This is a genomic window from Blastococcus sp. CT_GayMR19 (assembly GCF_004570385.1).
GTDB lineage: Bacteria > Actinomycetota > Actinomycetes > Mycobacteriales > Geodermatophilaceae > Blastococcus_B.
In genome coordinates this window covers 61695-87879 of the sequence record NZ_SPQL01000013.1, presented here as the reverse complement: position 1 = coordinate 87879, position 26185 = coordinate 61695, and the positions used below count along the sequence as shown (strand labels likewise).

At 74.1% G+C, this 26185-nt stretch carries 34 protein-coding genes; 12 read left to right on the top strand and 22 right to left on the bottom strand.

What is annotated here, in order from left to right; all coding sequences use genetic code 11:
- Positions 1-61 precede the first annotated feature (61 nt).
- On the top strand, positions 62-574 hold the full coding sequence (locus E4P39_RS17285; RefSeq protein WP_135137814.1) for a DinB family protein: 513 nt from the start codon (positions 62-64) through the stop codon (positions 572-574).
- 3 nt (positions 575-577) lie between these two features.
- Here the strand turns inward: E4P39_RS17285 and E4P39_RS17280 are convergent, their stop codons facing one another.
- The 6 genes from E4P39_RS17280 to E4P39_RS17255 form a co-directional block, all read right to left on the bottom strand.
- Entirely contained in the window at positions 578-1768 is a 1191-nt protein-coding gene (locus tag E4P39_RS17280; protein WP_135137813.1) for a VWA domain-containing protein, read from the bottom strand.
- A complete protein-coding gene (locus E4P39_RS17275; protein ID WP_135137812.1) occupies positions 1761-2678 on the bottom strand; it encodes a MoxR family ATPase in 918 nt (305 codons plus the stop codon). Before E4P39_RS17275 ends, E4P39_RS17280 begins: the two co-directional genes overlap by 8 nt.
- Positions 2679-2747: 69 nt before the next feature.
- On the bottom strand, positions 2748-3638 hold the full coding sequence (locus E4P39_RS17270; protein ID WP_135137811.1) for an XdhC family protein: 891 nt from the start codon (positions 3636-3638) through the stop codon (positions 2748-2750).
- Between the two features lie 10 nt (positions 3639-3648).
- Positions 3649-6063: an aerobic carbon-monoxide dehydrogenase large subunit gene (locus tag E4P39_RS17265; protein WP_209306583.1), complete on the bottom strand. Its 2415-nt coding sequence runs from the start codon at positions 6061-6063 to the stop codon at positions 3649-3651.
- A 73-nt stretch (positions 6064-6136) separates the two neighbouring features.
- On the bottom strand, positions 6137-6628 hold the full coding sequence (locus E4P39_RS17260; RefSeq protein WP_135137810.1) for a (2Fe-2S)-binding protein: 492 nt from the start codon (positions 6626-6628) through the stop codon (positions 6137-6139).
- Positions 6629-6639: 11 nt separating this feature from the next.
- Positions 6640-7521, bottom strand: a complete 882-nt coding sequence (locus E4P39_RS17255; protein WP_135137809.1) for a xanthine dehydrogenase family protein subunit M — start codon at positions 7519-7521, stop codon at positions 6640-6642.
- Positions 7522-7622: 101 nt separating this feature from the next.
- On the opposite strand from E4P39_RS17255, the gene E4P39_RS17250 reads away from it, so the two are divergent.
- Positions 7623-8588 carry a LysR family transcriptional regulator gene (locus E4P39_RS17250; protein ID WP_135137808.1) on the top strand — a complete coding sequence of 322 codons (966 nt, stop codon included), beginning with the start codon at positions 7623-7625 and terminating at the stop codon, positions 8586-8588.
- 26 nt (positions 8589-8614) lie between these two features.
- On the opposite strand, the gene E4P39_RS17245 is transcribed toward E4P39_RS17250, so the two are convergent.
- From E4P39_RS17245 to E4P39_RS17230, 4 genes are all read right to left on the bottom strand, one after another.
- The gene (locus tag E4P39_RS17245) at positions 8615-8965 is read right to left on the bottom strand and encodes a hypothetical protein (RefSeq protein ID WP_135137807.1); all 351 of its coding nucleotides are present in this window, start codon (positions 8963-8965) and stop codon (positions 8615-8617) included.
- A gap of 73 nt (positions 8966-9038) precedes the next feature.
- Positions 9039-9968, bottom strand: a complete 930-nt coding sequence (locus tag E4P39_RS17240; protein WP_135137806.1) for a hypothetical protein — start codon at positions 9966-9968, stop codon at positions 9039-9041.
- 68 nt (positions 9969-10036) lie between these two features.
- Positions 10037-10228, bottom strand: a complete 192-nt coding sequence (locus tag E4P39_RS17235) for a hypothetical protein (RefSeq protein ID WP_135137805.1) — start codon at positions 10226-10228, stop codon at positions 10037-10039.
- A gap of 10 nt (positions 10229-10238) precedes the next feature.
- A complete protein-coding gene (locus E4P39_RS17230) occupies positions 10239-10724 on the bottom strand; it encodes an ArsI/CadI family heavy metal resistance metalloenzyme (protein WP_135137804.1) in 486 nt (161 codons plus the stop codon).
- 109 nt (positions 10725-10833) lie between these two features.
- Between E4P39_RS17230 and E4P39_RS17225 the strand changes: the two genes are divergently transcribed.
- Genes E4P39_RS17225 through E4P39_RS17215 form a run of 3 tightly spaced genes read left to right on the top strand, consistent with a single transcriptional unit; the run spans position 10834 to position 12334 of the window.
- On the top strand, positions 10834-11205 hold the full coding sequence (locus tag E4P39_RS17225; RefSeq protein WP_135137803.1) for a metalloregulator ArsR/SmtB family transcription factor: 372 nt from the start codon (positions 10834-10836) through the stop codon (positions 11203-11205).
- 5 nt (positions 11206-11210) lie between these two features.
- The gene (locus E4P39_RS17220; protein ID WP_135137802.1) at positions 11211-11933 is read left to right on the top strand and encodes an aquaporin; all 723 of its coding nucleotides are present in this window, start codon (positions 11211-11213) and stop codon (positions 11931-11933) included.
- The gene (locus tag E4P39_RS17215; RefSeq protein WP_135137801.1) at positions 11930-12334 is read left to right on the top strand and encodes an arsenate reductase ArsC; all 405 of its coding nucleotides are present in this window, start codon (positions 11930-11932) and stop codon (positions 12332-12334) included. Before E4P39_RS17220 ends, E4P39_RS17215 begins: the two co-directional genes overlap by 4 nt.
- Here E4P39_RS17215 and E4P39_RS17210 read toward each other — a convergent pair.
- Positions 12309-13772, bottom strand: a complete 1464-nt coding sequence (locus E4P39_RS17210; protein WP_135137800.1) for an MFS transporter — start codon at positions 13770-13772, stop codon at positions 12309-12311. The two genes, E4P39_RS17215 and E4P39_RS17210, sit on opposite strands and share 26 nt — an antisense overlap.
- Positions 13773-13828: 56 nt before the next feature.
- On the opposite strand from E4P39_RS17210, the gene E4P39_RS17205 reads away from it, so the two are divergent.
- On the top strand, positions 13829-14320 hold the full coding sequence (locus E4P39_RS17205) for a helix-turn-helix domain-containing protein (protein WP_135137799.1): 492 nt from the start codon (positions 13829-13831) through the stop codon (positions 14318-14320).
- A 20-nt stretch (positions 14321-14340) separates the two neighbouring features.
- Here E4P39_RS17205 and E4P39_RS17200 read toward each other — a convergent pair whose 3' ends face one another.
- From E4P39_RS17200 to E4P39_RS17180, 5 genes are all read right to left on the bottom strand, one after another.
- Entirely contained in the window at positions 14341-14859 is a 519-nt protein-coding gene (locus E4P39_RS17200; RefSeq protein ID WP_280790872.1) for a DUF4334 domain-containing protein, read from the bottom strand.
- 26 nt (positions 14860-14885) lie between these two features.
- On the bottom strand, positions 14886-15095 hold the full coding sequence (locus tag E4P39_RS17195; protein ID WP_135137798.1) for a DUF4177 domain-containing protein: 210 nt from the start codon (positions 15093-15095) through the stop codon (positions 14886-14888).
- 82 nt (positions 15096-15177) lie between these two features.
- Positions 15178-16269: a nicotinate-nucleotide--dimethylbenzimidazole phosphoribosyltransferase gene (cobT, locus tag E4P39_RS17190; protein WP_135137797.1), complete on the bottom strand. Its 1092-nt coding sequence runs from the start codon at positions 16267-16269 to the stop codon at positions 15178-15180.
- 46 nt (positions 16270-16315) lie between these two features.
- Entirely contained in the window at positions 16316-17080 is a 765-nt protein-coding gene (locus E4P39_RS17185; protein WP_135137796.1) for an adenosylcobinamide-GDP ribazoletransferase, read from the bottom strand.
- Positions 17077-17628, bottom strand: coding sequence for a histidine phosphatase family protein (locus tag E4P39_RS17180; RefSeq protein ID WP_135137795.1), 552 nt, complete (start codon positions 17626-17628; stop codon positions 17077-17079). Before E4P39_RS17180 ends, E4P39_RS17185 begins: the two co-directional genes overlap by 4 nt.
- A gap of 73 nt (positions 17629-17701) precedes the next feature.
- Between E4P39_RS17180 and cobU the strand changes: the two genes are divergently transcribed.
- Complete coding sequence (gene cobU / locus E4P39_RS17175) at positions 17702-18253, top strand: bifunctional adenosylcobinamide kinase/adenosylcobinamide-phosphate guanylyltransferase (RefSeq protein WP_245159913.1); 552 nt, start codon at positions 17702-17704, stop codon at positions 18251-18253.
- Between the two features lie 13 nt (positions 18254-18266).
- On the opposite strand, the gene mgrA is transcribed toward cobU, so the two are convergent.
- The 4 genes from mgrA to E4P39_RS17155 are packed head-to-tail and all read right to left on the bottom strand — an operon-like array spanning position 18267 to position 20723.
- The gene (gene mgrA, locus E4P39_RS17170) at positions 18267-19298 is read right to left on the bottom strand and encodes an L-glyceraldehyde 3-phosphate reductase (protein ID WP_135137794.1); all 1032 of its coding nucleotides are present in this window, start codon (positions 19296-19298) and stop codon (positions 18267-18269) included.
- Between the two features lie 29 nt (positions 19299-19327).
- Positions 19328-20026, bottom strand: coding sequence for an HAD family phosphatase (locus E4P39_RS17165; RefSeq protein ID WP_167761919.1), 699 nt, complete (start codon positions 20024-20026; stop codon positions 19328-19330).
- Positions 20023-20496 carry a PTS glucose transporter subunit IIA gene (locus E4P39_RS17160; protein ID WP_135137792.1) on the bottom strand — a complete coding sequence of 158 codons (474 nt, stop codon included), beginning with the start codon at positions 20494-20496 and terminating at the stop codon, positions 20023-20025. Before E4P39_RS17160 ends, E4P39_RS17165 begins: the two co-directional genes overlap by 4 nt.
- A complete protein-coding gene (locus E4P39_RS17155; protein ID WP_135137791.1) occupies positions 20493-20723 on the bottom strand; it encodes a PTS glucose/sucrose transporter subunit IIB in 231 nt (76 codons plus the stop codon). Before E4P39_RS17155 ends, E4P39_RS17160 begins: the two co-directional genes overlap by 4 nt.
- Positions 20724-21011: 288 nt before the next feature.
- Between E4P39_RS17155 and E4P39_RS17150 the strand changes: the two genes are divergently transcribed.
- From E4P39_RS17150 to E4P39_RS22415, 5 genes are all read left to right on the top strand, one after another.
- The gene (locus tag E4P39_RS17150) at positions 21012-22340 is read left to right on the top strand and encodes a PTS transporter subunit EIIC (RefSeq protein ID WP_209306582.1); all 1329 of its coding nucleotides are present in this window, start codon (positions 21012-21014) and stop codon (positions 22338-22340) included.
- A gap of 86 nt (positions 22341-22426) precedes the next feature.
- Entirely contained in the window at positions 22427-23659 is a 1233-nt protein-coding gene (locus tag E4P39_RS17145; protein WP_135137790.1) for an amidohydrolase family protein, read from the top strand.
- A gap of 1 nt (position 23660) precedes the next feature.
- Entirely contained in the window at positions 23661-24452 is a 792-nt protein-coding gene (nagB, locus tag E4P39_RS17140; RefSeq protein ID WP_135137789.1) for a glucosamine-6-phosphate deaminase, read from the top strand.
- 86 nt (positions 24453-24538) lie between these two features.
- Positions 24539-25303 carry a GntR family transcriptional regulator gene (locus E4P39_RS17135; protein WP_135137788.1) on the top strand — a complete coding sequence of 255 codons (765 nt, stop codon included), beginning with the start codon at positions 24539-24541 and terminating at the stop codon, positions 25301-25303.
- Between the two features lie 92 nt (positions 25304-25395).
- Complete coding sequence (locus E4P39_RS22415; RefSeq protein ID WP_167761916.1) at positions 25396-25566, top strand: hypothetical protein; 171 nt, start codon at positions 25396-25398, stop codon at positions 25564-25566.
- Here E4P39_RS22415 and E4P39_RS17130 read toward each other — a convergent pair.
- Both E4P39_RS17130 and E4P39_RS22410 read right to left on the bottom strand, forming a co-directional pair.
- Positions 25563-25985, bottom strand: a complete 423-nt coding sequence (locus tag E4P39_RS17130; protein WP_135137787.1) for a DUF1801 domain-containing protein — start codon at positions 25983-25985, stop codon at positions 25563-25565. The genes E4P39_RS22415 and E4P39_RS17130 overlap by 4 nt on opposite strands.
- Positions 25975-26145 carry a hypothetical protein gene (locus E4P39_RS22410; RefSeq protein WP_167761914.1) on the bottom strand — a complete coding sequence of 57 codons (171 nt, stop codon included), beginning with the start codon at positions 26143-26145 and terminating at the stop codon, positions 25975-25977. The genes E4P39_RS17130 and E4P39_RS22410 overlap by 11 nt, the downstream gene beginning before the upstream one ends.
- Positions 26146-26185: the final 40 nt, after the last annotated feature.

The window sequence follows — 26185 nt, the reverse complement described above, 5'->3', positions numbered from 1 at the left end:
CCGTCGCACCCTCCCCCTAGCCTCCGTCCGTACGCCCACGGTGAATCCGAGGAGGCAGTCAATGACCACACCGGCATCGGGTGAGCGCGCCGATCTGCTCGAGAGCCTGGCCGCGCAGCGGCACTTCCTCCGGGTCACCGTGCAGGGGCTCACCGAGGAGCAGGCGCGGCAGCGCACGACGGCCAGCGAGCTGACCCTGGGTGGGCTGATCAAGCACGTGGCCGGGCAGGAGGAGAAGTGGGTGGACTTCATCCTCACCGGTCCCGGGGCGATGGCCACGCCGACCGACGAGGCCGGCTTCGCGAAGTGGGCGGAGGAGTTCCGGCTGCTGCCCGGCGAGACGCTCGCCGGGGTCCTGGAGCGGTACGCGGAGGTCGCGCGCCGCACCGACGACCTGGTCGCGACCGTCGACCTCGACCTCAGCCACCCGCTGCCGGAGGCACCGTGGTTCCAGAAGGGTGCCCACCGCTCGGCCCGCCGGGTGCTCCTGCACATCGTGGCCGAGACGTCCCAGCACGCCGGGCACGCCGACATCCTGCGGGAGTCCCTGGACGGGCAGAAGACGATGGGCTGAGGCTCACCCCGGGTCCCGCACGGCGGCGGCCACCTCCTCCAGGGCCGCCAGGCTGTGGCCGCTGACGAACGCGTCGCAGAACGGCAGCGCCGCCGCCATCCCACCGACCAGTGGCGCGTAGCCGGGCGCGGCCCGGCGCGGGTTGACCCACACGATGCGGTGCGCGAGCCGGCGCAGCCGCGCCATGGCGGCGCGCACGTCCTCCGGGTCGTCCTGCGCCCAGCCGTCGGACAGGACCACGACCACCGCCCCCCGTGCGAGGCCGCGCCGGCCGTGGTCGGCGACGAACCGGGTGACCCCGTCGGCCAGCCGCGTGCCGCCCGCCCAGTCGGGGGACGCCGCGGCCGCCCGGGCGAGCGCCTGGTCGGGATCGCGGACCGCGAGCTGCCGCGTGAGCCGGGTCAGGCGCGTCGCGAAGACGAACGCCTCCGCCCGCGCACCGGCCACCGCGGCCTGGAGCAGGGTGAGGAAGACGCGGGTGTAGGGCTCCATCGACCCCGACACGTCGCAGAGCAGGATCAGCCGCCGCGGCCGGGTCCGCCGGCGGCGCCGCACCAGCCGGGCCGGGTCGCCGCCGGTGCGGTGGGCGGCGCGGACCGTCCGCCGCAGGTCCAGCCGCTCCCCGGACCGGCGGGTCGGCACGGTCCGCCGGCTGGTCCGCTCCGGAGTGCTCAGCACGATGCGGCGGACGACCCGGCGGACGTCGGCCAGCTCGTCGGCGGTCAGCTCGGCGAAGGACGTCGAGCGCAACCGCTCCTCGGCCGAGGCCGCCGCCAGGACGACCTCCCGCTCCGCGTCCCCGCCGTCCCCCTCCCCGGGAACCGACAACCCGCCGCTCCCGGCCGGCGGCGACGACTCGGCGGGCGGTCGATGGTCGGGTGCGGCCGGCCGGACGCGCGGCTCGCTGCCGATCGCCGGGTGCGCCGTCGGGTCGCCACGGCTGTCGGCGGGGTCGAGCCGGCCGTCGAACACCGCCGAGAAGACGGCGTCGAAGACCGGCAGCTGGGCCCGGTCGGTCACCAGCGCGACCCGGCAGGTCCAGTACAGCGCGCTCCGGTCGTTCGGCGGGACGAGCCGGAGGGCGCGGGCCAGCCCGACCGCCCGCTCCGGCGAGGTCGGCAGGCCCGCCCGGTGCAACGCGGTCGTCAGCCCGACGGCCAGCGGCCCCGCGGCGACGACGAGCCGCTCAGCCACCGCCGGCCAGCCACGCCGCCCCCCGGCCGCGGGCCAGCTCCAGGTCCTCGCGGTTCTTCAGCACCGAGCCCCAGCTCTCCTCGACCGCGGCGGCGTCCAGGCGCGGGATGCCGAGGACGCTCAGCGCCGCGACCCAGTCGATGACCTCGGCGATCCCGGGCGGCTTGACCAGGTCCAGGGACCGCAGCCGGGTGACGGCGGACGCGGCGTCCAGGGCCAACGGCTCGGCGCTGCCCGGCACCCGCCGGCGGACGATCTCGGCGACCCGCTCCAGCTGCGGGTAGTCGATCCAGTGGTAGAGGCAGCGGCGGGTGAGCGCGTCGTGCAGGTCGCGCGTCCGGTTGGAGGTGAGGACGACGACCGGCGGGTGCGTGGCGCGGATGGTGCCGATCTCGGGCACCGTGACCGCCGCCTCGGCCAGCACCTCGAACGTGAAGGCCTCGAACTCCGCGTCGGCGCGGTCGATCTCGTCGAGCAGGAGGACGGCGGGCCGGGGGCCGGGGTGCTCGATCGCCTGCAGCAGCGGCCGGCGGAGCAGGTACTCGCGGCCGAAGAGGTCCTCCTCGGCGAGCGGCGCGTGCCGGGCCTCGGCCAGCCGAATGCTGAGCAGCTGGCGCGGGTGGTTCCACTCGTAGAGCGCCTCCGCGGCGTCGATGCCCTCGTAGCACTGCAGCCGGAACAGCGGGCTGTCCAGCACCCGGGCAAGCGCCTTGGCCGCCTCGGTCTTCCCGACCCCCGGTTCGCCCTCGAGCAGCAGCGGCTGCGGCAGGCGGACGGCGAGGAAGAGCGCCGTCGCCAGGCCTGGGTCGGCCAGGTAGTCGACGTCGTCCAGGGCGGCGGCGAGGTCCGCGACGTCCGGGACCCGCGACCGGACCTCCTCCTCGGCCCCGACGCGCGCCGGCTGCGTCACGGCCTCCCCCACACGCTTTCGGTACCGAAAGCGCCGCGGGTCCCGCACGCTTTCGGTACCGAGAGCTCGTCAGGAGGCGGTGGCATACCGGGCCGGGGTCTTCTCGAACGCCTTCCGGCAGCCCTCGCAGCAGAACCACGTCGTGATGCCGTCGACGGTGACGTGCGGGGACGTGGCGACGGCGGCGACGGTCATGCCGCAGACCGGGTCCCGGGCGCTCGCCGGTTCCGGCGCGGCCGGGGCGTGCCGCTCGGCCGCCCGCCGCTCGGCCACCAGCTCGGCCAGGATCGACAGCGCGATCTCCGCGGCGGTCCGCCCGCCGATGTCGAGACCGGCCGGGCTGTGCACCCGGCTGCGCTGGTCGTCGGGCACGTCGAGCGCCGCCAGGACGCCCGCGCCGCGGATGCGGCTGGCCACCAGTCCGACGTACGGCACGCCCAGGCGCAGCGCCGCCGTCAGCGCGGGCTCCTCGCCGCGCCCGTGGGAGGCGACGACGAGGGCGGCGTCGCCGGCCTGGGGTTGCGCCTGCTCCCCCGCCACCAGGTCGACGTCGAAACCGAGCGGGCGGCCCAGCTCGGCCAGGGCCTCGGCGACGGGACTGTCGCCGACCACCAGCACCCGCGGGGCGGGCACCCGCGGCTCGAGGAAGATCTCCACGGCGCCGCCGGACAGGCAGGGGTTGGCCACGGTGACCGCCCCCTCCTCCGCCGGCCCCGCGACCTCCCCCGGGACGATGCGCAGCAGCAGCGGCTGGTTGGTCGACAGCGTCATCAGGCCGTACTCGCGCACCGACGCCTCGGCGCAGGTGCCGCCGACGAACCCGGCGATGGTGCCGTCCGCCCGGACCAGCGCGGTGTCCCCGGCGTGCGCGCTCGTCGGCTTCTGCGCCCGCACCACGGTGGCCTGGACGAAGGGCTCGCGGGTGCGGGTCAGCTCGGCGGCGGTCTCGGTGACCGTCATCGGCGCACTCCTAGATCGGCGGGGTGGGCCGGCCCTGCATGGCCTCCCACACCCGGGCCGGCGTGCAGGGCATGTCCATGTGGGTCACCCCGAACGGCGCCAGCGCGTCGACGACGGCGTTGACCACGGCCGGCGGCGAGCCCACGGTCGCCGACTCCCCGATGCCCTTGGCGCCGATCGGGTGGTGCGGGGACGGCGTCACCGTGTAGCCGGTCTCCCAGTCCGGCACCTCCATCGCGGTGGGGATCAGGTAGTCCATGAACGAGCCGCCCAGGCAGTTGCCCTGCTCGTCGAAGCCGATGAACTCCATCAGCGCCATCCCGACGCCGTCGGCCAGCCCGCCGTGGATCTGCCCCTCGACGATCATCGGGTTGATCCGGGTGCCGCAGTCGTCGACGGCGACGAACCGGCGCACCTTCACCTTGCCGGTGCCCGGGTCGATGTCCACCACGCAGATGTAGGCACCGAACGGGAAGGTGAGGTTCGGCGGGTCGTAGGTGACCTCGGCGTCGAGGTTGCCGTCGATGCCGTCGGGCAGGGCGACCGTGCCGTGCGCACCGAGCGCGACCTCCTGGATGGTCTTGGCCGCGGACGGGTCGCCCTTGACGAAGAAGCGGCCCTTCTCCCAGTCGAGGTCCTCCGGCCGGGTCTCGAGCATCGCCGCGGCGATGGCCTTCGCCTTGTCGCGGACCTTCCGCGCCGCCAGCGCGACCGCTCCCCCGCTCACCGGCGTCGAGCGGCTGCCGTAGGTGCCCAGGCCGAACGGCGTCTGGTCGGTGTCGCCGTGCACGACCTCGATGTCCTCGGGCGGGATGCCGAGCTCTTCGGCGACGATCTGCGCGAACGTCGTCTCGTGGCCCTGCCCCTGGGTCTGCACCGACAGCCGGACGACGGCCTTGCCGGTGGGGTGCACCCGCACCTCGGCGCCGTCGGCCATGCCGAGCCCGACGATGTCCATGTGCTTCCGGGGGCCGGCACCCACGGTCTCGGTGAAGAACGAGACGCCGATGCCCATCAGCTCTCCGCGGGCGCGCTTCTCCTCCTGCTCGCGCCGCAGGTCGGCGTAGCCGATCTGCTCCATGCACATGCGCAGGGCGGGCTCGTAGTCGCCGGAGTCGTACTCCCAGCCGGTCTTGTTCTTGTACGGGAACTGCTCGGGGCGGATGAAGTTCTTGAGCCGCAGCTCGGCCGGGTCCATCTCCAGCTTCTGCGCCAGGACGTCGACCATCCGCTCGACGAGGTAGACCGCCTCGGTCACCCGGAACGAGCAGGCGTAGGCCACCCCGCCCGGCGCCTTGTTCGTGTAGACGCCGGTGACCGAGCAGTGCGCGGCCTCGAGGTCGTAGCTGCCGGTGAAGATCGAGAAGAAACCCGCCGGGTACTTGGTCGGCTGCGCGGTGGCGTTGAACGCGCCGTGGTCGGCGAGCACGTGCGTGCGGACGGCGAGGATCTTGCCGTCCTTCGTGGCCGCGACCTCGCCCTTCATGATGTAGTCGCGGGCGAACGAGGTGCTCATCAGGTTCTCGGAGCGGTCCTCGACCCACTTCACCGGCTTGCCCGTGACGATCGAGCCGACGACGGCGCAGACGTACCCGGGGTAGATGCCGACCTTGTTGCCGAACCCGCCGCCGATGTCGCCGGCGATGATCCGGATCTTGTGCTCCGGGATGCCGGCGACCATCGCGTACAACGTCCGGTGGGCGTGCGGCGCCTGCGTGGTCTCGTAGAGCGTGAGCTTGCCGTCGATCGGGTCGTAGTCGGCGATCGCGCCGCAGGTCTCCATCGGCGCCGGGTGCACCCGCGGATAGACGACCTCCTCACTGACGACGACGGCGGCACGCGCGAAGACCGCGTCGGTCTCGGCCTTGTCGCCGGCCTCCCAGTCGAAGATGTGGTTGTCGGTCTTGCCCTCCTTGTCGTCGCGGATGACGGCGGTGCCCGGCTCGAGGGCGCGGCGCGCGTCGATGACGACCGGCAGCTCCTCGTACTCGACGTCGATGAGCTCGAGCGCGTCGCGGGCGGAGTAGCGGTCCTCGGCGACGACGAACGCCACCTCCTGGCCCTGGAAGCGCACCTTGTCGGTGGCGAGGACCGCCATGGTGTCGGCGGAGAGCGTCGGCGCCCAGGCGAGGTTGAGGCCCTCGAGGTCCTTGCCGGTGATGACGGCGTGCACCTTCGGGTGCGCGAGCGCCTCGGTGGTGTCGATCGAGACCAGCCGGGCGTGCGCCATCGGCGAGCGCAGGATCGCGCCGTGCAGCATGCCGGGCAGCACGATGTCGTCGAGGTAGCGGCCCTTCCCGCGGACGAACCGCGGGTCCTCCTTGCGCTGGATGCGCCCGTAGCCGATCGGGCGGTCCGCCGCGTTCGCCGCGGGGTTGGACTCCCGCTCCTGCGGCATCGTGGAGCGTTCCTCGACGGTGGTCATGACGCCTCCTCGCTGGCGCTCGTCGTCGCCATGCCCAGTGGTGCTCTGCCTTCGCATGACCTCGCAAGCTCGGTCATGTCGTGACCTCCTGCTCCGTGGTCGCGGCGGCCGGGTGGGCGGCGGCCCACTGGACCGAGCGGACGATCGTGGCGTAGCCGGTGCACCGGCAGATCTGGCCGGAGATGGCCTCGCGGATCTCGCCCTCGTCGGGGTCGGGATTGCGGTCGAGCAGCGCCCGGGCGGTGAGCATCATCCCGGGGGTGCAGAAGCCGCACTGGAGCCCGTGCTCCTCCATGAAGCCCTGCTGCACCGGGTCAAGCGTGCCGTTCCGGGCCATGCCCTCGACCGTGCGGACGTCGTGCCCGTCGGTCATCGCGGCCAGTGCCGTGCACGACTTGACCGGCTCGCCGTCGACGAGCACCACGCAGGTGCCGCAGTTGCTGGTGTCGCACCCCCAGTGGGTGCCGGTCAGCCGGAGCGTGTCGCGCAGGAAGTGCACGAGCAGCAGCCGGGGTTCGACGTCGCGGGTGACCTCGGTCCCGTTGACGGTCATGGTGACCTGCATCGTCGGCCTCCTCAGGCGGCGGGAACGGTGGCCCCGACCCGGTCGAGCGCGCGGCGCAGGACCCGGCGGGTGAGTTCGTCGGCGAGGTGCCGCTTGTAGTCGACGGGACCGCGCTGGTCCTCGACCGGGGAGCTGGCCGCGGCGGCGAGCCGCCCGGCTTCCGTGATCAGGTCCTCGGACGGCCGCTGCCCCACGAGGACGGCGGCGACCTCGGTCGCGAGCCCCTCGAGACCGAGCGCGGTCAGGCCGATCGCGGCGTCGGCGATCGTGCCGTCGTCGGCCATCTGCACCGCCGCGCCCGCGGCGCCGACGGCCCAGTCCCCCACCCGGCGCTCGACCTTCTCGTAGGCGCTGCCCATCCGTGGCCGGATCGGGAAGCGGACCTCGGTGATCAGCTCGTGCTGCTCGCAGGCGGTCTCGTAGGGGCCGCGGTGGAACTCGGCCATGTCGACGACCCGCTCGCCGCCGGGGCCGGCGATGACGACGGAGGCGCGGAGGACGTCGCAGACGGTGGTGAGGTCCTCGGCCGGGTCGGCCTGGCCGAGCGAGCCGCCGATCGTGCCGCGGTTGCGGACGACGGGGTCGGCGATGACCTTCTCGGCGTCGTGCACGATCGGGAACAGCCGCCCGACGACGTCGGAGGCGAGCAGCGCCGCGTGCCGGGTGAGCGAGCCGACCCGAAGCCGGTCGGGCTCCTCGGTGATGTGCCGCAGCTCGGCGACGTCGTTGATGTCGATCAGCCACTCGGGCCGGGCGAGCCGCAGCTTCATCATCGGCAGCAGGCTGTGCCCGCCGGCGACGACGCGGGACTCGGGGCCGTGGCGTTCGAGCAGCTCCAGCGTGTTGCCGACGCTGGTGGCGCGGACGTAGTCGAACGGAGCCGGTACCTGCACGGGGGCACCCCCTTCCCGAGGACCCCGACGCTGGAGCCCTGGTGGACCGGGACCTTGTCCGTGACGTGGGTCACTGTCAACATCGCGATAACCGTCCGGTTATGAGGCCCGTGATGACGTTCACCCAGCTCCGCGCCTTCGCGCTCGTCGCGGAGCTCGGCTCGCTCCGCGCGGCAGCGACCGCGCTCGGCATCAGCGAGCCGGCGGTCTCCGCTGCGGTCGCCGCGCTGCGGACCGACCTGGGCGACCCGCTGTTCCGCCGCACCGGGACCGGTATCGCGCTGACCCCCGGCGGCCGCGCCCTGGCCTCACGCGCCCGGGAGCTGGTGCGGCTGGCGGAGCGGACCCGCCGGGAGGTCGCCCACGCCACGACGACGGGCCGGCTCCGAGCGCTGGCGACGGCGGCGTGCGCCGAGCACGTGGCGGGACAGGTGGTCGCGGCCTTCACCCGCCGGGTGCCGCGCGCGGCCGTGGACCTGACCGTCGGCTCGACCGACTGCGCTGCGGTCGCGCTCGCGGAGGACGACGCCGACATCGTGCTCGGCGTACGGCCGGCGCCCTCGCCGGGACTGGTCATCGACGCCGTGCCGTTCCTCCGGTACTCCCGCGTGGTCGTCGCGGCGCCCGGTTCCCCCCTGGCAGGGACGCCGACTCTGCGCATCGGAGACCTGTCCGGGCACCCGTGGCTCACCGGGCCGGCCGGTCTGGAGCCCGGCAGCGAGGAGGAGCGCTGGGCGGACCTCGGCGGGGCCGCGCAGGAGGTCGAGCGGCACGACAGCGAGGCCGCGGCGCTCGCCGCGGTGCGGGCCGGCGCGGGTGTGATGCTCGCGCTGACACACTCCGTCGGCGCCGACCTCGCCCGGGGCGCCCTCGTCCGCCTGCCGGTGGAGGGCACGCCGGTGACCGGGCTGTGGTGGGCGAGCGTGCCCGGCGAGGGGCGCTCGACCAGCGCCGCTCGGGCGCTGCAGCGGTTCCTCACCACGCCGGACGCGACGAGCGCCCTGCTGTCGCGGCCGGAGCGGCCCGCCCGGGCGCGCCCGACCGTCCGGGTGGAGCTCTGGAGCTGACCGGCCGATATGGCCGTCGTGGCCGCTCAGCCGGCCGGGGTCTCCGGCTCCTGTCCGGCCGCCACCTGGTCGGTGCGGCGGGCGCCGGGGACGGACTGGGCCACGCCCGAGCTCTCGGGCGTCGCACCGGGCGACGTCCCAGGTGCGGCGCCCGAGCCTTCGGCGTCGCTGCCGTAGACGACCTGGCCCTCGGTCATCTCCGGATCGTCCGCCGAGCGCTCGACCGGCGCCTCCCCGGACTTCGCCTCGGTGCCCCGGTCGTGGACCTCCTCGACCGCGCTGCCCCGCTCGGCGACGTCGATGGCCTCGGCGATGTCCTTGCCGCTGCGGGAGCGGTCGGCCGAGGTGTCGTCGGTGCCTGGCTGCTGACTGGTCATGAGAATCTCCGCGCGCGTCGTCGGGCCGGGGGTGCGAGGAGTGTCGACCCGCGTCCGGCACGGAGCAAGGCGGTCAGGACCGGCTGAGCTCCTCCACGCGGGCGCGGGCGTGCTCGAGCGCGGCGTCCGCCTCTCGCCGGCGGTGGTCAGCGGCCTTGCGCCGCCGCTCGACCCGGGCGAGGTCGGTGCCGACGGTGCTGCACTCCTCGCGCACCCGGGCGAGCTCGCGGGTGAGGAACTCGATGCGGGTGGTCAGCTCGTCCTCGCGCGCGGACAGCTCCTCGGCCTTCGCCCGCTCGGCCTCGGCCGCCTCCGCGGCCTCCTCGGCGGCGGCCTCGGCGTCCTCCGCCGCCTGCCGGGCCTCGGCCAGCTCCCGGCGGCGCTTCTCCTCGGCGGCCTGCCGGGCCTCCTCCTCCTTGCGGCGCCGGCGCTCCTCGGCACTGCCGGTCCGGTCAGGAACGGGCTTGGGCGCCGCGGCGGGCCTCTCGGCCTTCGGCGGAGGGACGACGCGCAGGTGCGGCCGCTGCTCGCCGAGACCCATGCCGCTGTAGGTCAGGGACGAGGTGAGGCGGCCCGACAGGAGCGCCTCCCCCGCCTCCTGATCAGCCATCGCCGCGCGCAGCGTCTCCTCGACCTGGGTGGCGACCGCGGTGCTCACGGAGTGCCCGCGCTGGTAGGCCAGCGAGCGCGCCCGGCGGGTGAGCGCGGCGATCAGCTGACGACGCTGCACGTCCAGCGCCCGCACCTGGTCGCCGGCCAGGCTCTGCTGCGCCTCGCGGACCAGTTCGCCGAGCTCGACCAGCCCCGCGATCTCCTCGTGCGCCTCGCGGACCAGCAGGTTGCACACCCAGGCGGCCGTGGACGGCTTGGGCAGCGCGCCGATCTCCTTGGCCAGCGCCTTGTCGCCGTCGGCCTTCGCCTCGTCCTCCCGCGCCTTCCGGGTGGGGATGAAGTCCTCCGGGGGCAGCACGTAGAGCTCGTCGGCCACGTCGTCCAGATCCACGGGGCCATCCTCCCGCCCGAACCCGTCGAGGGGCCACGAGCGTGCTCGTGGCCCCTCGACCGAGCGGGTCAGGCGGGGCAGCAGGAAGGCCTCGCGGCTCCGGTGGCGCGGTGCAGGGCGGCGGTCGCCCGCTGGACCATCGCGCGGATCCGGTCCGTGACCGGGTGTCCCGCGACTCGGGAGCAGCAGGTGGCGGCGGCCTCGCGGACCAGGTCGGCGACGTGGGCGGCCGCCGACTCCGCGCTCAGGTAGGGGTGCATCGGACGCTCCTCAGCAGCACGCGGCGGCCGGGACCGCCGCCTTCTCGGTGGCGTCGTCGGTGACGCAGCAGGTGCCGTCGCCGGCGACGGCGGAGAGCTCGGCGGCGGTCGTGCCCTCGAGGTCGGGGCGGGCGTCGCCCGTGACCGTGTAGACCTCCCACGGCTCGCCTCCGGGACCGGTCACCCAGACCTTGTCCTGCACGGCGTAGCAACAGGTGGTGTTGTCCTCGACGCGCGTGGCCAGGCCGGCGTCGGCGAGCCGGCCGGTCGCGGCGGTGACCTCGTCGGTGGAGGCGACCTCGACGCCGAGGTGGTCCATGCGGGTGGCCTCGCCGGCCTCGCCCTCGAGGAGGACGAGCTTGAGCGGCGGCTCGGCGATCGCGAAGTTCGCGTACCCGGGACGGCGCTTGGCGGGCACGGCGTCGAACAGCCTCGAGTAGAAGTCGATCGCGGCGTCGAGGTCGGCGACACGGAGGGCGAGCTGGACGCGGGACATCGGGGACCCTTTCGGTCGGTACGCATCGACGTTTGTCGATGTCTCGGGTGACCCTGGCAGGAGACATTGATGCTTGTCAATACGACGTTCGTCGTTATGATGATCGGCGATGTCTACGAACGAGCTGTCGATGACGAGCGACGCCGGGCTGGCCTGCTGCACCCCGCTGGCCACCGGGGCGGCCATGTCCGCCGCCCAGGCCGAGCAGGTCGCCCCCCTGCTGAAGGCGCTGGCCGACTCGGTGCGCCTCCGGCTGGTCAGCCTCATCGCCGCGAGCCCGTCGGGCGAGGCATGCGTCTGCGACCTCAACGACGCCTTCGACCTCACCCAGGCCACCATCAGCCACCACCTCAAGGTGCTGCACTCGGCCGGCCTGCTCGACCGCGACAAGCGCGGCGTGTGGGTCTACTACGCGGTGCGGCCTGCCGCGCTCGCCGCCGTCGCGAACCTGTTCGACACCGCCGCGCTCGCCCCGGCGTGACCGGCTTGCCACGACCCAGGCTCCTCGCCCGGCAGGCGCTGGCCGAGTTCCTCGGCTCCGCGGGTCTCGTAACCGTCGTCATCGGCTCGGGCATCGCCGCCCAACGGCTCTCGCCGGACGACGTGGGGCTCCAGCTGCTGGAGAACGCCCTCGCCACGGGCGCCGGCCTGGTCGCGCTGATCCTCGCCTTCGGACCCGTGTCGGGTGGCCACTTCAACCCCGTGGTCACCCTGGCCGACCGGTTCTTCGGCGGGGTGACCAACCGGCAGGTCGCGATCTACCTGCCGGCCCAGCTCGCCGGCGGAGCGGTCGGCGCCGTCGTGGCCAACCTGATGTTCGGCCTGCCCGCGGTGTCGATCGCCACGACCGACCGGTCCGGGAGCGGCCTCTGGCTGTCGGAGGCGGTGGCCACGTTCGGCCTGGTGGTGCTGATCTTCGCCCTGGTCCGCGCCGGTCGTGCCGCCCTGGCCCCGTTCGCCGTCGGCGCCTACATCACCGCGGCGTACTGGTGGTCGTCGTCGACCAGCTTCGCCAACCCGATGATCGACCTCGCCCGCACGCTGTCGGACACCTTCGCCGGCATCGCCCCGGCGTCGGTCCCCATGTTCGTGGGAATGCAGCTCGCCGGTGGCGCGGCCGCCGTCGCCGTCGTGGCCGCGCTCCATCCGACCGTGGCGGACGTCGCCGACGCCGTCGTCGTGCCCCACGAAAGGAGGGAGACCTCATGACCACGCCCAGCGTGCTGTTCGTCTGCGTGCACAACGCCGGTCGCTCCCAGATGGCCGCCGGCTGGCTGCGCCACCTGGCCGGCGACTCGGTCGAGGTCCGGTCGGCCGGGTCGGTGCCCGGTGACCGGGTCAACCCGGCAGCGATCGAGGCCATGGCCGAGGTCGGCATCGACATCTCCGACCAGCGACCGAAGGTGCTCACCACCGACGCCGTCGAGTCCTCGGACGTCGTCATCACCATGGGCTGCGGCGACGTCTGCCCGGTCTTCCCGGGCAAGCGCTACCTGGACTGGGAGCTCGAGGACCCGGCGGGCAAGGGCGTGGAGTCGGTGCGCCCCATTCGCGACGAGATCGAACGCCGCATCCGGAACCTGCTCAGCGAGCTGCCCCCGGCTCGCTGACTCCGATCGCCTCCCCGGCGGGGACGACGGGCGCGGTCCGCTGCGTCCGTGGGGTCATCCCGATCGCGACGACGGCCGCGAGCACCCCGATCGCGGCCAGCACGATCCACGCGGTCGTGAAGGCCTGCAGGACCTCTCCCGAGTCCGGCGTCCCGAGCACCGCGACGAAGACCGCGATGCCCAGGACGGCGCCGATCTGCCGGCTCATGTTGACCACCGCGCTCCCCGTCGCGGACCGGTCGGCCGGGAGGTCGGCGGTTCCGGTCGACAGGATGGTCGGTAGCGCGAGCCCCACGCCGGCCCCGCCGACCAGCATCGACGGCAGGATGACCGCGGCGTACGACGGCTCGAGGGTCAGCCGGAAGGCGGCGAGCGAGACCCCGGCGGCGAAGAGCAGGCATCCCAGCGCGGCGATCCAGCCGGCGCCGATGCGGCGGGACATCCGCTGCCCCACCGCCGCGAAGACGGGGACCATCGCCGGACCGACCGCGACACCGAGCCCGGTGCGGAGCGCGGAGTAGCCCCAGACGTCCTGCATCCACAGCACGACCGCGAGCAGGTTGCCGGCGAACCCCACGCTGAAGACGACGGCCGTCAGGTTGGCGAAGGCGAAGCTGCGGACCCGCAGCAGCACGGGGTCCACGACCGGGACCGGATGCCGGAGGGAGCGCCGCCAGAACCAGGCGGTGCCCGCGACGGCGATCGCCAGCGCCCCGAGCGTCGGCGCGCTCGCCCACCCCCAGTCCGGGCCCTTCACCAGGCCCATCGCCAGGGCGCCGATCGCCACGGTCAGGACCGCCGCGCCCACCAGGTCGGGCAGTGGCGTCCGGCCGTCGTCGCGGGAGCGCGGCACGATCCGTGCGGCCTGGACGACGGCCAGGAGGCCGATCGGTAGGTTGATGAGGAAGACCCAGCGCCAGGACGCGTCGACGAGGACGCCGCCCAGCGCCGGTCCCGCCGCCGCGGCCAGCGCCCCCGACGCCGCCCAGATGCGCACCGCGCGGGCGCGGCTCGCCGCCGGCGTCGCGACGAGCAGGAGGCCGAGGCTGGTCGGCGTGAGCAGCGCGGCCCCTGCCGCCTGGAGGATCCGGAAGGCGACGAGCAGTTCCAGGGATCCGCTGGCCGCACAGCCGACGCTGGCCAGCGTGAACACCCCGACGCCGAGCACGAAGCCACCCTTGCGCCCGTAGCGGTCGGCGAGTCGGCCGAACGGCACCAGCAGTGCGGCGTAGACGATCGCGTAGGCGTTCAGCGTCCAACTGAGGTCGCCCAGCGACGTCGTCCCCAGGTCACGGCCGACCTCGGGCAGTGCGACGTTGACGATGAACAGATCGAGGCTGGCCATGAAGGCCGCGGCGGACAGCACCGCCAGGACCGCGCCGGGCCGCACGGCGGGCGGCGGCGCTGCTGTCGTCCCGGTCCCGCTGTCGCTCTGCATGGTCCCGCAGCCAAGCACCTGACTATACGAATGGCAAGTCAGGCTAGGATCTCGGCATGTCCACCGGTCACGCAGCCTTCGAGCCGCCCCTGTCCGACCGCAGCACGTGGCAGGCGCACGACCGCTGCTCCATCGGCCGCGCCATGCAGGTCGTCGGATCCCGCTCTGCGATGCTGCTCATGCGCGAGGCCTTCTACGGCACCCGCCGCTTCGACGACTTCGCGGACCGGGTCGGCATCACCGAGGCCGCCGCCGCCAAGCGGCTGCGCGAACTGGTCGACGCCGGGCTGCTGGAACGCACCCCCTACCGCGAGCCGGGACAGCGCACGAGGCACGAGTACCAGCTCACGCCGATGGGCCGCGACCTCCTCCCGGCCGCGCTGGCGCTGATGCAGTGGGGCGACGGCTACCTGGCCGACGATGAGGGCCCGCCCATCGTCCTGCGCCACGCCGACTGCGGGGCGCCGGTCGCCGTCGAGATCCGGTGCGCCGAGGGCCACGACGTCCCGATGCACGAGCTCCGCGCCGGCCGTCCCCGGCGGGGATGAAGCGCGCTCAGCCGGCGGGGTCAATCGCGCCGCAGCACGAAGAAGAACGGCTGCGGCAGGCCGCGCAGGTCCATGAGCCCGAGCAGGGTGTCCGGGCCGGCGCGGCGGAAGACGTCGATGATCGGCAGGGTGTCGTAGACCATCACCGCCGTCGCGACGCCGCGGTGCTCCATCACGCGCAGCCGCGCCTTCGGCCGCTTCGTGTGCAGCAGCGGTCGGACTCCGCCGAACGCCGCCCGGGCCATCGGCCAGCGCGCCAGCCCGGCGTGGTCGCGGAGCAGGCCCACCGGCAGGAGCGCGGGGTCCACCGGACGCGGCCGGCCGGCGCGGTCGAGGAACAGCAGCGGGTGGACGGACTCGGCGTCCAGGAACTCCTTGCCGTACCAGCCGCAGCTCTCCAGCAGGCCGTCCAGCGGCGAGCCCGTGGGCAGTCCGCTCCCCCGCCATCGGCCGACCATCTCCTCGGCGACGGCGGCCGGCAGGGAGTCGAAGTAGGCGAGGACGTCGTCCGGATGCGCGCCGTCCCGGTGCTCGTCCAGCCAGCGGTCGCCGTCGTCGGCCGTGCTCAGGCGACCGGCCGCTCGAAGGTGACCAGCACACCCTCCACGCCGCCGGGCCCGATGCGGCCCTTGACCTCGACGGCCGTGATGGCCTTGAGCTGCCACCCCTCGCGGGCGTGCTCGTTGAGCACCTTCTCGAGCTTGCCGCCGGACATCTTGCCGCCGATCATCCCCTCGCGGAGTTCCTCGACCTTGTACTCATAGCGTCCCGCCACCAGGTGCTCCGATCGTCGCGCCGGCCGTCTTCCCGAGCCACCCTGCCCGGCGGCCGGCGGGACGTCGAGGGCCTCGGGCGCGTCAGCCGCTCTTCTGCATGACGCCCGCGGCGTCGAAGGTGGCGACGTCGCGCAACGCCCGCGCCGCCCCGGCGACCAGCGGCCAGGCCAGGAGCGCACCCGTCCCCTCGCCGAGCCGGAGATCCAGCCCCAGCAGCGGACGCAGCCCGAGGTGCCGCAGCGCGAGCGCATGCCCCGGCTCCTGCGACACGTGCCCCGCCAGCACGTAGTCCAGCGCGGCCGGGCACAGCGCCGCCGAGACGAGGGCGGCGGCCCCCGCGATGGCGCCGTCGAGGATCACCGGCGTCCGGTGCGCGGCCGCGCCGAGCAGGAACCCGGCCAGGGCGGCGTGCTCCAGACCGCCCACCTCGGCCAGTGCGGCGATCGCCGCCTGCGGCGTCGAGGGCCGCCCCGGCACCCGTGCGACGGCACGCTCGACCACCGCGACCTTGCGCTCCCGGGTGCGGTCGTCGATCCCGGTGCCGCGGCCGGTCGCCGCCTCGGCGGCCGCTCCGGTGAACGCGCAGACCAGCGCCGCCGAGGCCGTGGTGTTGCCGATCCCCATGTCGCCGGTGACGAGGCTGCCCGAGCCGGGCGCGATCCGCGTCGCCACCTCGATGCCGATCTCGACCGCCCGCACGGCCTCGTCGACGGTCATCGCCGGGCCCTCGGCGAGATCGGCCGTCCCGCGCCGCACCTTGCGGTCCCACAGCCCGGGCGCCGGGTCGAGGGTGCCCAGCACGCCCACGTCGACCACGATCACCTCCGCGCCCATCTCGGCGGCGAACGCGTTCACCACGGCTCCGCCCGCGAGGAAGTTGGCCACCATCTGCGCGGTGACCTCCTGCGGCCACGGCGTCACGCCCTGGGCGTGGACTCCGTGGTCGGCGGCGAAGACGGCCACGGTCGCGGGGGCGGGATGGGGCGGGGGGCAGGCGCCGGCGATCCCGGCCAGCTGCGCGGCGACGTCCTCGAGGACACCGAGCGAGCCCCGCGGCTTGGTCATCCGGTCGAGCCGCTCGCGGGCGTCCCGCTCGGCCGCGGCGTCCCGAGGGGTGATCGCGGCGATCGTCGTCCCCAGCAGGGTGCCCGCGAACGGCTGGGTGGCAGTCATCCGCGGGATGGTGCCAACCGCGGACGAACGGTACTGACGCGGGTACCTAAGGCCAGAGCGCGGCGGCGGTCAGCAGGGTCACGGCCGTCGCCACCTCGCCCATGGCGCCCATGACGTCGCCGGTCGTCCCGCCCAGCCGGACCGTCGCGCGGCGGTGCACGACCTCGGCCGCGAGCAGCCCCGCGGCGCCGGATCCCAGCAGCACGACAACCCCCGTCAGGCCGCCGACGAGCAGTGCACCGCCGGTGACCAGCGCTGCGACGGCCAGCACCGCCGCGACCCACCACGCCCGGGAGACGGTGCCCGCCACGGCTCGCCCGAGCGACGAGCCGGCCGCGACGGCCACACCCGGCAGACCCGTACGGACCATCGCCAGCCGGGCCACCAGCACCGCCGACCAGAGCGGCAGCCAGCCGCCGTCCGCCGAGAGCAGAGCGGCGGCACAGGAGACCTGGAGCAGCAGGGTCAGCACCACCGTGACGACCCCGAACGGGCCGACGTCGCCCTGGTGCATGACCTGCAGCGCGCGCTCGCGGTCGCGCAGCGGGCCCAGTCCGTCGGCGGTGTCCGCCAGCCCGTCCAGGTGCAGCCCGCGGGTGAGGAGCGCGGGGACGGCGACGGCCAGGACGGCGCCCACCAGCGGCGACACCACGTCGGCGAACAGGACGGCGACGCCCGCGGCGAGCCCGCCGAGGACCAGCCCGACCAGCGGCGCCCAGGGCAGGACGCCCCGCGTCGAGGGCGCCAGCCGGGCGGGCACGGGCAGCGCGGTGAGCAGGGCGGCCGACTCGAACGGCCCGGTCCACCTCACCGGGAGAGCTCCAGGCGGGTCACCGAGCCGTTGTGCGGGGTCACCGCGGGCAGGTCGGCGGGGCCGAGCCCGGCGGCGACGGCCTGGACCGCCCGGATCGTGTCGCCGTGGGTGACGAGCCCGACGACGTCGGCCGGCGGCTCGGCCAGCAGCCGCGCCAGGTACGCCGCCACCCGCGCGTGCAGCCGGGCCAGGCTCTCCCCGCCCTCGGCGGCCCAGTGCGGATCGGTCCAGTCGACGACGTCCCACAGCTCCCGGGACGGGCGCCCCTCGAGGACGCCGTAGCCCTGCTCCCGCAGCGCGGGGGTCACCGCGACCGGGAGGCCGGTGGCCCGCGCGCAGTGCTCGGCGGTCTGCCGGGCGCGCAGCAGGTCGCTGGAGACCAGCGCGCCGGGACCGAGGGCGGCGAGCTCCGCCGCACCCGCGGCCGCCTGGGCGTGGCCGAGCGCGGTGAGCGGGATGCCGTCCGTCTGCCCCTGCATCAGCCCCCGGGCGTTCCACTCGCTCTGGCCGTGCCGGACGAGCAGCAGGGTGAGCGATCGGGCCATGGTGGGAGGCAGCGTAGGCGGCCGGCCCCACCCGCCCGCCGGACACGTGAGCGGCGACGGCCATGCTGGCCGCGTGATCGGGACCTTCCGCAGACCGCGGCGGACGCTCGTGCTGGGCGGCGCGCGCTCGGGCAAGTCCTCGTTCGCCGAGCAGCTGCTCGCCCGGGATCGGGCGGTGGACTACGTCGCCTGCGGGCTGGTGCCCGACGGGAGCGACCCCGAGTGGACCGGCCGGGTGACCCTGCACCGCGCCCGCCGGCCGGCGTCCTGGCGGACCCTCGAGACCGTCGACCTGGCCGCCGTCCTCGGCCGGCCCGGGCCCCCGGTCCTCGTCGACTGCCTGACCACGTGGCTGGCCCGCGTCATGGACGACTGCGGAATCTGGTCGGAGGCGCCGGACGCCGACGCCCGGCTGGCCGCCGAGATCGACGGACTCGTCGACGCCTGGCGGGGTACCCGCCGCCGCGTAGTCGCGGTGAGCAACGAGGTCGGCTCCGGCGTCGTGCCCGCGACGCCGTCCGGCCGGCGGTTCCGGGACGAGCTCGGCGTGCTGAACACCCGCGTCGCGGCGACGTCCCGGCGGGTCTGGCTCGTCACCGCCGGCCTGCCCCAGCGGCTGCGCTGACGAGGGCGCCGGCTCAGGCGGTGCGGGGGCCTTCCCAGAGGTCGATTCCGGCGTCGACGGCGTGCTCGTCGATGGCCCGCAGCTCGTCGTCGGCGAAGCCGAGGTTGCCGAGCGCGCCGATGTTCTGCTCGAGCTGGCTCACGCTGCTCGCGCCGATGAGGACGGTGGTCACGCGGGGATCCCGCAGCGCCCAGGCCAGCGCCAGCTGCGCCAGGCTCTGGCCGCGCCGCTGCGCGATGTCGTTCAGCGCGCGGATGCGGGTCAGCGCAGCCTCGGTGAGCAGGTCGGTGGACAGCGACTTGTCCTGACTGGCGCGGGAGCCCTCCGGGATGCCGTCCAGGTACTTGCCGGTGAGCATGCCCTGGGCCAGCGGCGAGAAGGCGATGCAGCCGGCGCCGGCGTCCTCGAGGACGTCGAGCAGGCCCTCGGTCTCGATCCAGCGATTGAGCATCGAGTACGAGGGCTGGTGGATGAGCAGCGGCGTCCCGAGGTCGGCGAGGATCGCCGCGGCCTTGGCCGTGTCGGCCGGCGAGTAGGAGCTGATGCCGGCGTACAGGGCCTTGCCGCTCCGGACGGCGGTGTGCAGAGCGCCCATCGTCTCCTCGAGCGGCGTCGTCGGGTCCGGCCGGTGGGAGTAGAAGATGTCGACGTAGTCCAGGCCCATCCGCGCGAGTGACTGGTCGAGGCTGGACAGCACGTACTTCCGGCCGCCGCCGCCCTGCCCGTAGGGACCGGGCCACATGTCGTAGCCGGCCTTCGTGGAGATGACCAGCTCGTCGCGGTACGGGGCGAAGTCGTCGGCGAGGTGCCGGCCGAAGTTGGTCTCCGCGGAGCCGTACGGCGGGCCGTAGTTGTTGGCCAGGTCGAAGTGGGTGACACCGAGGTCGAAGGCCCGCCGCAGGATCGCCCGCTGCCGGTCGAAGGGGACGTCGTCGCCGAAGTTGTGCCACAGCCCCAGGCTGATCGCCGGGAGGTCCAGACCGCTGCGGCCGGTCCGCCGGTAGGTCATCGAGTCGTAGCGGTCGTCGGCTGCGGTGTAGGCCATGACCGCGATCCTCGCAGCCGCCCCGCAGGTCAGCGAGGGACGGCGGGGCCTTCGGTCCGGCCGGCGGCGAGCCGCACGAGCCAGGGGTCCCCGAGATCGGCCACGGTGCGGTGCGCCCCGGCAGCCAGCAGGTCGGCCGCCGAGGACGTGGTGGTGATCCCGACGACGTCGCCGATCCCCGCCGCCAGCAGCGCGCGGATCCCGGACGCGGAGTCCTCCACGCCGGCACAGCCCGCCGGGTCGGCACCGAGGCCTTCGCAGGCGCGCAGGTAACCCTCCGGCGAGGGCTTCCCCATGACGACGTCCTCACCCGTGACGAGCACCGACACCCTGTCCCGCACGCCGAGGACCGGCCCGAGCACCTCGTCGGCCCACGCGGGACCGGCACTGGTCACGACGGCGAGCGGCACGCCGGCGTCGGTCACCTGCCGGATGAGCGCGGCCGCCCCGGGCACGGTCTCGACCGCGTGCCCCAGCGTCTGCGCGTGGGCCAGCATCTCCGCCTGGATCGCGCCCAGGTTCCGTCCGGTCCACGGCCCGGACACCGCGGCCAGCACGTCCCGGGCCCGTCGGCCCATGAACGTCCGCTCGTACTCGGAGTCGTCGACCTCGGCGCCCCAGACGTCGAAGAAGTGCCGCCAGGTGAGCCGGTGCACCGGCTCGCTGAGCACGAGCGTGCCGTCCAGATCGAGAAGGAGCCCGGCGGGGCGGCCGGACGACCCGGTCACGAACCGGGCGCCGGCGACCAGGTGAACAGCGGCGCCCCGACGACGACCGGGCTGCCGACCGCGACCGCGGGCTCGACGTCGTCCGGCTTCGACTGCATCACGACCACCGGGCACACCGCCGAGTAGCCGGCCCGACGCACGGCCGTGGGATCCCACGTGATCATCCGCGCGCCCCGCTCGACCTCGTCCCCGTCGGCGACGTGCACGGTGAACCCCTCGCCCTCGAGCTTGACGGTGTCGATGCCGAGGTGCACCAGGACCCCCGCGCCGGACTCGTCGAGGAGGACGAAAGCGTGCGGGTGCACCTTCATGACGCGGCCCGCGACGGGTGAGACGACCAGCACCTCGGTGGCGCCGTCCTCCGGCTCGAGCGCCAGCCCGGCTCCGACGATCAGGCCGGCGAAGACGGGGTCCGGCACGTCGGCCAGCGCGAGCACCTGCCCCGCGAGGGGCGCGTCCACCACCGTCACAGAAGGTCCTGGACGTCGTCCGCCAGCGAGTCGGCCTCCGGTCCGACGACGACCTGCACGATCGCCCCGGCGACGATCACACCGTGGGCGCCCAGGCGCTTCAGAGCCGCCTCGTCCACCTTGGCCGGGTCCTTGACCTCGGTGCGGAGACGCGTGATGCAGCCCTCCACCTCGACGATGTTGTCCGCGCCACCCAGGCCGGCCACGATGTCGCTCGCCTTGGACATGGATCTCCCTCTCCTGCGGCCGGTCGGGCCGGCCCCGCGGTCGGTCACGCCGATGTCACGAGGCGCTCCGGATGTGTTGACTTTGCCACCTTAGTGAGACCAAAGTCTCACCACTGGTCATGACAGGACCCTACCGGTGCACGGCGGCGTGGGACAACGGCTCGCGACTCGGAACCGCCGCCGCGCACCGGAGTCAGGCCGGTCGCCCCACCCGCTCCAGTCGCCCAGATCTCGACACCCCAGATCCCTGAGCCCAGCCCCCTAGATCCGACGAGGCAGGTCCCGCCCATGAGTTCGACCGTCAACCCGACCGCTGACGCCGCCACCGGCGCCCCGAAGAAGCGACTGAACCTCGCCGGCCTGCAGCGCCTCGGCCGCAGCCTGATGCTGCCCATCGCGGCGCTTCCCGCGGCGGCGCTGCTGCTGCGCCTGGGCCAGGACGACATGCTCGGACGCTTCTCACCCCTGGGCACCGTCGCGGACGTCATCGCCGCGGCCGGTGGCGCCCTCTTCAGCAATCTCCCGCTGATCTTCGCGGTGGGCATCGCCATCGGGTGGGCCAAGAAGGCGGACGGATCGACGGCGCTCGCCGCCGTCGTCGGCTACCTGGTGCTCGAGGGCGTGTTCGAGGCCATGAGCCCCGTCGTCCTCGGCGTGGACGAAGCCGGCGAACAGCAGATGATCAACTTCGGCGTCCTCGGCGGCATCATCACCGGCCTGATCGCTGCGGTGCTCTGGCAGCGCTTCTACCGCACGAAGCTGCCGGACTACCTCGGCTTCTTCGGCGGACGCCGTTGCGTCCCGATCATCACCGCCGTCGTCATGATCTTCGTCGGCGTCCTGATGAGCTTCCTCTACCCGCTGTTCTACAGCGCGCTGACCGCGCTCGGTGAGGCCGTGAACGCCAACACCGTCATCGGTGGCGGCATCTTCGGCGTCGTCAACCGCCTGCTCATCCCGCTGGGCCTGCACCACATCATCAACTCGGTCGTGTGGTTCATCCTGGGCGACTACAACGGCGTCCAGGGGGACCTCACCCGGTTCTTCGAGGGTGACCCCACGGCCGGCACGTTCATGACCGGCTTCTTCCCGATCATGATGTTCGCCCTGCCCGCGGCCGCCATGGCGATCTGGCACGAGGCGCGGCCGGAGAACCGCAAGGTCGTCGGCGGCATCATGCTGTCGACCGCCCTGACGGCGTTCCTCACCGGCATCACGGAGCCGCTGGAGTTCTCGTTCCTGTTCGTGGCCTGGCCGCTCTACGTCATCCACGCGCTGCTCACCGGCACGTCGATGGCCCTGACGAACGCACTCGGCATCCACGACGGGTTCGGCTTCTCCGCCGGCGCCATCGACTACGCGCTGAACTTCGGGCTGGCGACCAGGCCGCTGTGGCTCATCCCGATCGGGTTGGCCTACGCCGCGATCTACTACGTCCTGTTCCGCTTCGTGATCCGCAAGTGGAACCTGCGGACGCCGGGTCGCGAGGAGGAGACGACCGAGGCCGGGCAGCCGGAGCTCGCCGACGCCCCGGCCACGGACGCCGCCGTCGGGAACACCCCCGTGGTCGACGCCGCCCGGCCGGACGAGTCCCCGCGCGGGACCTCGACCAGCTGATCCCCGCGACGCGGGACCGGCGGCCCGCCCGCCGGTCCCGCGATCGCCACCCCTTCTCCCGACCGACGACCTTCAGGAGTGCCCGCGTGACTTCCGGACCAGCGGGGCGCGAGTTGTTCCGGGGTGACCTGGTCAGGTCGGGCCGCCGGCTGGACGACGCCCTCGTGCTCGTCGAGGACGGGCGGATCGCGTGGGTCGGACCGACTTCCTCCTGGCCCGGTGGCGCCGACGACCTGCCCGGCCCCGCACCCGGGCGCCTGATCCTTCCCGGGCTCGTCGACGTGCACTGCCACGGTGGCGCGGGGTACGGCTTCCCCGAGGCCGATGCCCCCGGGATGACGGCCGCGTGCGAGCACCACCTGCGAGCCGGCACGACGACCCTGCTCGGCAGCCTCGTCTCCGCGCCCGCGGCTCAGCTGGAGCACCGGATCACCGCGCTGCTGCCGCTCGTCGCGTCCGGGCATCTCGCCGGCATCCACCTCGAGGGGCCGTTCCTCTCGGCGGCGCGGTGCGGTGCCCAGGACCCCCGGTCGATCGTGCCCGGGGACCCGGAGCTCCTGCGCAGGCTGATCGACGCCGGCCGGGGCACGATCCGCTCGATGACCCTCGCGCCCGAGACCCCGCGGCTGACCGAGCTGCTCGACGTGCTGGCGGCTGCCGGCGCCACGCCGAGCTTCGGCCACACGGACGCGTCGGCGGGCGAGACCCGCGCGGCGATCAGGGCCGTCGGCGGGGGCCGGCTCGGGGCCACGCACCTGTTCAACGGCATGCCCCCGCTGCACTCCCGCTCCCCCGGTCCGGTGGCTGCGTGTCTGGCCGCCGCGGCCCGGGGCTCGATGGTGGTGGAGCTGGTGGGCGACGGCGTGCACCTCGCCGACGAGACCGTCGCGACGGTCTTCGACCTGGTCGGCGCCGATCAGATCGCGCTGACCACCGACGCGATGGCCGCGGCCGGCATGCCCGACGGCCGCTACCCACTGGGTCCGATGACGGTCGACGTCGTCGGCGGCACCGCACGACTCGCCGCCGACGCCGGCACGATCGGGGCGATCGCCGGGGGAACGGCCCGGCTGCTCGACGTGGTCCGCCGGGCGGTGCGGGACGCCGGGATCCCGCTTCCGGACGCGGTCACGTCTGCCACCGCCACGCCGGCCCGGCTGCTGGGCCTGGAGGCCGAGGCCGGCGACGTCGTCCCCGGTCGACGGGCCGACCTCCTGATCACCGACTCCGACCTGCTGCCGCACGCGGTGCTGCGTGCCGGTCGCCGGGTCGCTCCCCTGCCCGCCGATCCAAGCGTTCCTGCCACGGAGGTCCACTGACATGGAGGTCGCGATCCTCCCCACGCCCGCCGACTGCGGCCGGGTGGTCGCCGACGTGCTCGCCGCGACGGTCACCGGCCGGTCGGCGGGTCATCGGCCCACCCTCGGGCTGGCCACCGGCTCCTCGCCGGTGCTGGCCTACCGGGAACTGATCCGCCGGCACCGCGAGGAGGGGTTGTCCTTCGCGGGCGTGCGGGCCTTCCTGCTCGACGAGTACGTGGGCCTGCCCCCCGGGCATCCGGAGAGCTACCGCGCGGTGATCCGCCGCGAGCTCACCTCCTCCGTGGACTTCGTCGACAGCGACGTCGACGCTCCCGACGGCTCCGCCCCCGATCCCCTGGTGGCCGCCCGTGAGTACGAGGAGCGGCTCCGCCAGGGCGGTCCGGTCGCCGTCCAGCTGCTCGGCATCGGAGCCAACGGCCACATCGGCTTCAACGAGCCCGGCTCGTCGCTCTCCTCGGTCACCCGCGTGAAGACCCTCACCGAGCAGACCCGCCGGGACAACGCCCGCTTCTTCGAGCGGCCCGAGGACGTCCCCCGGCACGTGATCACCCAGGGCCTGGGCACCATCAGCCGGGCACAGCACCTGCTCCTGACCGCCACCGGCGCGCGCAAGGCGGCAGCCGTGGCGGCGGCCGTCGAGGGGCCGCTGACCGCGAGCTGCCCCGCGTCGGTGCTCCAGCTGCACCCGCACGCCACGGTGGTCGTCGACGAGGCCGCGGCGGCGATGCTGGAGCGCGCGGACTACTACCGCTACACGCTGCAGCACAAGCTGCCGCACCAGCCGTACTGACGGCTCGGACCGGAGCCGCCGGCGTCCGGTCATCCTGGGACGGCGCCGGACGGGGCGTCGAGCAGAGGGAGGGAGGGAGGTGTGCCGTGACCGAATCGCTGCACCTGGCGAACAGCGTGGTGCCCAAGCATCAGCAACTGCGCACCATCCTGGCGGAGCTGGCGACGACCCACCTGCGGCCGGGCGACATGCTGCCGAGCGAGCGGCAGCTCTGCGCCGACTACGGCGTCAGCCGGATCACGGTGCGCGAGGCGGTCGGTCAGCTGGTCAGCGACGGCCTCCTGGTCCGGACGCAGGGCAAGGGCACCTTCGTCGCTCACAGGCCCGCGCGCTCCAGCCTGCACATCGCCTCCTTCCACGAGGACATGCGCCGGATGGGGATGGAACCCTCGACCGTCGTCCTGACGGCCGCCCGGGTGACCCCTCCCGCGCCCACCGTCGAGCGGCTGCGGCTGCCTCCCCAGGGCGCGGCGTACCACGTGCGGCGTCTCCGCCTGGCCGATCGGGTGCCGATGTCGGTCGACGACGCCTGGTACAGCGCCGAGTTGCTCCCGGGCCTCGACCGGCTCGACCTGCAGGCGTCCCTGTACGACACCCTCGCCCGGCACTACGGGCGTCCGATCGATCATGCGGAGCAGACGGTGAGTGCCGGCCTGGCCGGGGAGGAGATCGGGCGGCTGCTGGGCATCCCTGCGTCCGGACCGGTCCTGAGGTTCGACCGGGTCTCCTACAGCCGGGGGGACGCCGTGGAGCACGCCCGCTCCTGGTACCGAGCCGACCGGTACGAGCTGTTCATGAGCCTGGACACCAGCGGCCCGGTGAGCGAGCCGGTCCGCGGGGTCGCGGGCTGACCGGAATCCGGGCCGCGCCGCGACGGTCCCGCGGCGCGGGGGATGCGGCCTAGGCTCGAGCCCGCACCGCACCCCGGCGAACGGAGACCCCCATGTGGCGCCTCATCGGCTTCCTGCTCGTCGTCTGGCTCGTGATCACGGTCGTCGGCGCGGTCGTGGAGGGCCTGTTCTGGCTGGCCGTCGTCGGCCTGCTCTTCTTCGCCGCGACCGCGGCGCTGGGCCTGACGAAGCGCGACAAGCCGCGGCTGACCTCGGGCCGTTAGATCCGTCCGAGCGCCCGCAGGCGCTCCTCCCGGGCCCGGTGCAGAAGCGGCACCAGCCGGGGATCCGCCAGGTCGTCGGCCGTCCGCACCGTCGTCTTGCGCATGTTCTGCCCCGTGCCCTCGAGCAGGCCACCGTCGTCCAGGTGGGCCCCGTAGTTGCACCCGAGGTTGACGTGGCGGGGATGGACGGCGAGATAGGCGTAGTGCTCCGACATCTTCTTCGGGCCGACGCCGTAGCCGACCGTCCTCTGATGGGGCCAGACGACGCGGACCACGGCGGGATCGGTGCGCCGGATGAGCTCGTCGGCCGCCGCGACCAGCGCGGCGACCTCGGACGAGAGCCGGCCGATCAGCTCGTCCCAGTCGTCGGACCCACGCTCCGGGTCGATCTCCGACGGGGACCGCGGGTCAGTCGCCATCGGCGTCGCCGGCCATCCCGTCGGCCCAGGACATCGGGCCCGGGTACGGGTTCCCGGGGACTGCGCGGTGCTCACCCTGCCCCTCGACCTGTTCGGCGACGGGCACCCGCGTGCGGTCCACGAGGTCCTCGACCGGGATGGCGTACGGGCTCGTCGTCATGGCGAGAGCGTCACCCGACCCGGATCCGTTGTCCAGCGCT